The 6,781-nt window shown below is 56.7% G+C and carries 7 protein-coding genes and 4 tRNA genes; all 11 read left to right on the plus strand.

Annotated features, from left to right (window positions below):
- The first annotated feature begins 118 nt into the window (after positions 1-118).
- Positions 119-1,465 carry a DNA repair protein RadA gene (gene radA / locus VGK48_08775; protein HEY2381263.1) on the plus strand — a complete coding sequence of 449 codons (1,347 nt, stop codon included), beginning with the start codon at positions 119-121 and terminating at the stop codon, positions 1,463-1,465.
- A 65-nt stretch (positions 1,466-1,530) separates the two neighbouring features.
- Positions 1,531-2,709, plus strand: a complete 1,179-nt coding sequence (locus VGK48_08780; protein ID HEY2381264.1) for a PIN domain-containing protein — start codon at positions 1,531-1,533, stop codon at positions 2,707-2,709.
- Between the two features lie 15 nt (positions 2,710-2,724).
- Positions 2,725-3,414, plus strand: a complete 690-nt coding sequence (gene ispD, locus VGK48_08785) for a 2-C-methyl-D-erythritol 4-phosphate cytidylyltransferase (protein ID HEY2381265.1) — start codon at positions 2,725-2,727, stop codon at positions 3,412-3,414.
- Positions 3,411-3,890, plus strand: a complete 480-nt coding sequence (ispF, locus tag VGK48_08790; protein ID HEY2381266.1) for a 2-C-methyl-D-erythritol 2,4-cyclodiphosphate synthase — start codon at positions 3,411-3,413, stop codon at positions 3,888-3,890. The genes ispD and ispF overlap by 4 nt, the downstream gene beginning before the upstream one ends.
- A 53-nt stretch (positions 3,891-3,943) precedes the next feature.
- Complete coding sequence (locus tag VGK48_08795) at positions 3,944-5,410, plus strand: VWA domain-containing protein (GenBank protein ID HEY2381267.1); 1,467 nt, start codon at positions 3,944-3,946, stop codon at positions 5,408-5,410.
- 12 nt (positions 5,411-5,422) lie between these two features.
- Complete coding sequence (rlmB, locus tag VGK48_08800) at positions 5,423-6,148, plus strand: 23S rRNA (guanosine(2251)-2'-O)-methyltransferase RlmB (GenBank protein HEY2381268.1); 726 nt, start codon at positions 5,423-5,425, stop codon at positions 6,146-6,148.
- Positions 6,149-6,222: 74 nt separating this feature from the next.
- Positions 6,223-6,295, plus strand: a tRNA-Thr gene (locus VGK48_08805).
- Positions 6,296-6,319: 24 nt separating this feature from the next.
- A tRNA-Tyr gene (locus VGK48_08810) sits at positions 6,320-6,405 on the plus strand.
- Between the two features lie 12 nt (positions 6,406-6,417).
- Positions 6,418-6,493, plus strand: a tRNA-Thr gene (locus VGK48_08815).
- 2 nt (positions 6,494-6,495) lie between these two features.
- Positions 6,496-6,568 (plus strand) — tRNA-Gly (locus tag VGK48_08820).
- Between the two features lie 39 nt (positions 6,569-6,607).
- A partial coding sequence (locus VGK48_08825) for a GTP-binding protein (GenBank protein HEY2381269.1) occupies positions 6,608-6,781 on the plus strand: 174 nt, incomplete at its 3' end.

Genomic DNA, 6,781 nt, shown 5'->3' on the forward strand with positions numbered 1-6,781 from the left:
GTCATCCGCGTCATCTGCGGCTAAAAACTCTGCCAAAAAAACTAAAACTACCGACCTTGTTACACAAAAAGCACAAAAGGGACCTTCTTTGTGCCTTTTGTGGCTGATTCTATTTTCAGTGAAGACGAAGACCCAATACGCGTGCCAGCAGTGCGGTCATGCATCGCCGAAATGGATCGGGCGGTGCCCCACTTGCCAGGAGTGGAATACGTTCGTCGAGGAGAAGGTCACTCCGGTTGCGCCTGGCGCGCCGCTGTCGTGGGACTCTTCGCCGATTCCATTCACCGAAATCACCGGCGTTGAAACTCCGCGTGTTTCAACCGGCGTTGCGGAATTCGACCGCGTGCTGGGCGGTGGCGTGGTGGCGGGCGCTCTGATTCTGCTGGGCGGGGATCCGGGTGTTGGAAAATCAACGCTGATGCTGGACGTCGCGTCGCGTCTGGCGCGTTCCGCGGTCGTCCTTTATGCATCGGGGGAGGAGTCGGCCCAGCAGATAAAAATGCGCGGCGAGCGGCTCGATGTCCGTACGCGCGATCTGCATATTTATCCGGAAATGTCGGTCGAGAAGATTCTAGCGGCCGCGGAGCAGCTTGCGGCGACGGCTTTGGTGATCGACTCCATCCAGACCACCTTCAGCGAAAAGCTGGAAATGGCGCCCGGCAGCATCGGCCAGGTGCGGGAAGTCGCATCGCAGTTGCTGTTCTGGACGAAAAAGCGGCATGTCCCGGTCTTCCTGATAGGGCACATTACGAAGGATGGAGCCATCGCCGGGCCCAAAGCTCTGGAGCATATCGTGGACACGGTGCTGTATTTCGAGGGACCGCGTCAACATCCGCACCGGATCGTGCGGACGATCAAAAACCGGTTTGGTCCGGCGAATGAACTGGGGATTTTCGAGATGATGGGGTCCGGTCTGAAGCCCGTCGATAAGCCCTCGGCGCTTTTTCTGTCCCATTCACAATCCATGAGCGCCGGTTCGGCCGTCTTGTGTTGTATGGAAGGTTCGCGGCCATTGCTGGTCGAAATTCAGGCTTTGGTTTCGCGCACGCACTTCGGCACGCCGCGGCGTCTGGCGACCGGCGTCGATCCGCAGCGGCTGGCGCTGGTTTCTGCGGTTCTGGAGAAGCGCCTGGGGGTGAACCTCTGGGATCAGGACATTTACCTCAATGTTATCGGCGGGTTGCAGGTCGAGGAGCCTGCGGCGGATCTGGCCATTGTGAGCGCGATTCTCTCCAGTCTGTTCAATAAACCGATTGCCCCCTCGACGGTCATATTCGGAGAAGTGGGGTTGGGCGGAGAAGTTCGCCCGGCAATGTTTCCGGAGATCCGGTTAAAGGAAGCTGCGGTTCTCGGTTTCAAGCGAGGCATTATTCCGGCCCAGCCGGTTGCCGCCGAACTGAATTCGTCCGTCGAGACGTTGCGGGTTCGCGACCTCCGGGAAACTCAGGACCGGCTCTTCGATTAGCCCACATTTCTGTATCTTTCTATTTCTTCAATGATTTAATTTATAATGCGCCCGGGGAGTGGTCCATGAGAGGAAAAGACAGTAAGGCCCCACCGCCTCCCGCCAAAGTCTCGGCGGCGGATCTGCAGGGCAAAGAAGAAAATTATCTGCTCGACATTGTGGTGGTGCGCCTGATCTTTGCCATCACATTGACCGTGGTCGCCTACCGGACTCAACCGTTCGGGATTGGAGGGCTTTACGCGATTGGCGTCGGCCTGATGGGCGCTCTCGGCATCATTTACTTTGAGTACCGATTAAGAGGCGCCTCGCTGAAGCGGCTCATCGGTGCGGCGATCGGCTCTATTCTGGGCATCGTTGGCGCAGTGCTCATCAGCCACATGCTCACCGACACGATTTTCGACCAGAACTCGTTATCATTCATCAAACTCTTCATCCTGCTGTTAATGACATACGTCGGTCTCGTGGTCGGCGCGAACAAGGGCGATATGCTGAACCTGTCCGCGATGGGCGGCATTTTCGGCGGCGAGCGGGCGGCCAAGAAATCGTACAAGATCCTCGATACCAGCGTCGTGATCGACGGCCGCATCGCGGACATATGCGAAACCGGCTTTCTGGATGGAACGCTGGTGATACCGCACTTTGTTCTGCGGGAACTGCAGCAGGTGGCGGACTCCGCCGATACACTCAAACGCAATCGCGGGCGGCGAGGGCTGGATATTCTTCAGCGTATCCAGAAGATGAACGGTATCAATGTTCAATTGGTCGAAAACGACTACCCGCAAATTCGTGAGGTCGACATGAAGTTGATCGAGCTCGCCAAAGAACTCGACGGCGCCAAGATCGTCACGAATGATTTCAACTTGAACAAGGTTGCGCAGTTGCGCGGCGTTGAGGTCCTGAACATCAATGAACTTGCGAATGCGTTGAAGCCGGTTTACCTGCCGGGTGAAACGATGAAAGTTTTTATCCTGAAAGAAGGCAAGGAGTTCAATCAGGGAATCGCATACCTCGATGACGGCACGATGGTGGTTGTCGACAACGCCAGGAAGATGATCGGAAAGACCGTCGAGTCGTCCGTGACCAGCGTGCTCCAGACCACAGCCGGAAAGATGATCTTCGGCCGGTACGAGGAAAAGCGCGGAGAGTTGCCCCATCACCAGCCTCAGCGCGAGGAACGGCCGGAGCGGCCCGGTCCTGCTGAGCCACGGCCCGAGCGGCAGGCACAGACAGAAGTGTCGCATTAGGACGTAGTGCCCCAGATGAAGGTTGGCGCAATTATCGCCGCTGCCGGTTCGGGCAGGCGGATGAAGACCGATCGTCCCAAGCAGCTTCTAGCCTTGAACGGGACGGCGATCATCGTCCATACCATCCGGAAGTTCGATGCGTGCCCGTTGATCGACCACGTCATCGTGACGGCGCCGCGCGAATCCCTCGAAGAAGTTTCGGCTCTGGTGAAGTCCGCCGGTTTCAACAAATCGGTCACGGTCGTTGAAGGCGGAGAGCGCCGCCAGGATTCCGTATCCATGGGCCTCAAGCACCTTCAACCGGGCACCGATATCGTTGCGGTGCATGACGGTGTCCGGCCGTTTGTGCCCGTCGAAGACATCGAAAACGTTGTGATTCAAGCGGGGCGCTCCGGCGCAGCCATTCTGGCCGTTCCGATCGTCGATACAGTGAAGCAGGCGGAGAAGGACATCGTTCAGTCGACGCTGACCCGTGAGCATCTTGTGCTGGCGCAGACGCCGCAGGCCTTTCGCACCGAGCTTTTGAAGGAAGCGTTTGCCCGCGCCGCAAAAGATGAATACTACGGGACCGATGAGTCCAGTCTTGTCGAAAGACTGGGACATCCGATCTCGATTGTCCGGGGCTCCGAACGCAACATCAAGATTACGCGTCCCGGTGATCTCACGCTGGCCCGCGCGTTCCTCGAAGAAGAGGCGGCGAAGTGAAGTTCCGTATCGGAATCGGTTATGACCTGCACCGTCTGGGGCCGTCAACCGCGCTTATTCTCGGCGGGATCGAGATTCCTCATGAGAAAGGCCTGATTGGACACTCCGATGGAGACGTTTTGAGCCATGCCATCACGGATGCGCTCCTTGGTGCCTGCGGCCTTGGGAATATCGGAGAAATGTTCCCGGACACCGACGATCGTTATAAAGGTGTTTCCAGCCTGAAGTTTCTCCGTAAAACGGCGGACTTCATCCGCAAAAAAGGCTACGAGATCGGCAACATCGATTCGAACATCCTCGCGCAGCGCCCGAAACTCCTGCCTTACTTTCCTGAAATGCAGGCGAAGGTCGCTGAAGTCCTTGGCATTCCGTCCAACAATGTCCACGTCAAAGCCAAAACCATGGAACATCTCGGCATCGTCGGAACCGAGGAAGCCATCGCCGCCGAAGCGGTCGCGCTGGTGTTCCTCGAATAGCCGGTCCGAAAGGCGGAAGGAACCCCCAAGAGGCACAAGAGGCACAAAACCCCATGTACCGGCTCCTGGTTACTCTGCTGCTTCTGATTCCTCAGGACACTCTCCAGGTCAAGGTTTCCCTGGTCAGTGTCGGAGTCCGCGTGACCGATTCGCGGGGGCGCAGCATCACTGGATTGAAGGCACAGGATTTCACGGTTTTTGACGACGGTTCCCCTCAGAAGATCGAGTTCTTTTCCGGTGAAGACCAGCCGGTCACGATGGGGATACTCCTCGATCACAGTTTCAGCATGAGTTACAACGCCAAGCTCGATCGCGCAAAGGAAGCCGCGCAAGCCCTGGTGCGCGCGGCCCACCAGGGCAGCGAATACTTCTATTTCCCATTCGATGAAAATGTGACCTTGGCGGCGGACTTCACCAACGATCCTGAGCAGGTTCAGTCTGCCATCCGGCAGACGGCTATCGGCGGTGGAACGAGCTTGTACGACGCCGTTATTCAGGGAGTCACTTTTACGAGCAAGGCGCGGTTGCCACGGCAGGTGCTGGTGATTATTTCCGACGGAGCCGATCAGCACAGCAAGCATCGGCTCAAGGAAGCCTTGGACGCCGTCAGGGAGTCGGAAATACAGATTTATACGATCGGCTATTTCGATGTCGAAGAGGAGAGGCAATTCCGGTTGGCGCCGACGGTCACCCTGGCCGACGGCCGCGAGATCGACAACCCGCGCATTGTGCTCGAAAAGCTAGCCCAGGAATCCGGCGGAGCGGCGTTCTTTCCTCGTACCGACGCGGAATTGGTGCGGGCCGTGGATGACATTACGAATGACGTGCGCACGCAATACACCCTGGCTTTTTATCCGGGTTCATCGGCGAGCGAGAGATACCATCAGTTGAAAGTCGCGGTCCGTGGAGGCAGGTATACCGTGCGGGCTCGTCCGGGGTATGGGACCAGGCCGATAACGCCCACCCCCGAGCGCCGGGACAACAGCCTGGCTTACGAGTCTAAAGTCGACCACCGGAATGGCCGTGTCTTTTACCGCGACGACTTTTCCGATCCGGATTCGGGCTGGCCGAACCGTCAATCTGCAAAGTACACCAGCGACGGATACCTGCTGTCCGGCAACAACGCTCTTGCTGTCAACGGTCCCGCATTCAGCGATTTTCGCGCCAGCGTTTCCATTGCGATACCGCCTGGAGGCTTCAAGGCTGGACTCATTTTTCGCCAAACTGAACAAGACTATTACATTCTCGGCGTCTTTCCGGGAACACCGGGATATCTCGCCGCTTATCAAATCAGTGCTTCCGGCACGAAGGAATTAGACCGTTGGAATCTGATTTCAACCGCCACTCTTCATTTCAAACTCGAAGTTCATTGCCAGAAAAGTGAGTGTGCGGTGTATCAGGAAGGCAGCTTGCGCGGACGACTGAAGAAATTGACATTGTTGCGTGGCCGTATCGGCCTGACGGTGATCGAAAAAGGGGAAGCGCTGTTTCACGACTTGGACGTCGAAGAAATCGACTAGTCACGAATCGTTATGGACAATAAGATCTGTGGCGTTCATGCCGTCTACGAAGCTCTCGCTGCGCGGCGGCACCCGATCGAACGCATTCACATCGCCCGCGAAGCGCATTCTTCCAAGCTGAAAGAAATCCTCGATCTCGCGCGGGAGGCCAGTGTTCCTGTTCGCAAGGAAGAGCGCGCCGTCCTCGACCGGATGGCCGAGGGAACTGTGCATCAAGGAATCATCGCAATTTCCGCCGCGCTCCAATATTCGGATTTCGAAGTATTGTTCAAAGCGGAAAAGCCGGTTGTCGTCGTGCTCGATGGAGTGGAAGATCCACATAATCTCGGCGCGGTCATGCGGACAGCCGAGGGATGTAACGCCTCCGGGATTGTGGTTCCGGAGCGTCATTCGGCTCCGCTAAGCGCGACGGTTGTTAAGGCGTCGGCCGGTGCTTCGGCATATATACCAGTCGTACGGGTCAAAAACCTGGTCTATGCGATCGATAAAATGAAGGAACGCGGTCTCTGGATCGTGGGAATCGACCCCGGCGGCACGCAGAATTGGACCGATTTTGACTACAGAGGCCCGACGGCCCTGGTGCTGGGGGGCGAACACCGCGGCCTGCGCCGCCTGGTTCGCGAGCATTGCGATGTTCTTGTTAGAATTCCGATGCTCGGAAATATTGCGTCTTTGAACATTTCCGTTGCCGCCGGAGTCCTTTTGTATGAAGTTGTGAGACAACGCGGAACTTCTTAGCAATTTTTTGCCCAATTTTGTATCGGCGCGGTTGAAGAGCCCAATTCATATGCTACAATCATAAATTTGTCGATGCTGGCGTAGCTCAGTTGGTAGAGCAGCTGACTTGTAATCAGCAGGTCGGGGGTTCAATTCCCTTCGCCAGCTCCTGTGTTCATTTGGAAAAGGTGCGGACAGGTGGCCGAGCGGTTAATGGCAGCAGACTGTAAATCTGCCGCTCCTTGCGGGCTACGGAGGTTCGAATCCTCCCCTGTCCATGTAGTTGGGCCGCCCACGTAGCTCAGTCGGTAGAGCGCGTCCTTGGTAAGGACGAGGTCACCAGTTCGATCCTGGTCGTGGGCTCCAGTGCGGGAGTAACTCAGTGGCTAGAGTCACGGCCTTCCAAGCCGTTGGTCGCGGGTTCGAATCCCGTCTCCCGCTCATCAATAGAGAGAAGAGAAAACAACCGGAGAAGTATCCATGGGGAAAGAGAAATTCGATAGAAATAAGCCACACGTGAACGTGGGGACGATCGGGCACATCGATCATGGGAAGACGACATTGACGGCGTGCATCACGAAGGTGCTGTCGAAGCACAATCCGAAGAACAAGTACCGGTCGTTTGATTCGATCGATAACGCGCCGGAAGAGAAG

This window comes from Terriglobia bacterium (assembly GCA_036496425.1).
Classification (GTDB): Bacteria; Acidobacteriota; Terriglobia; order 20CM-2-55-15; family 20CM-2-55-15; genus 20CM-2-55-15.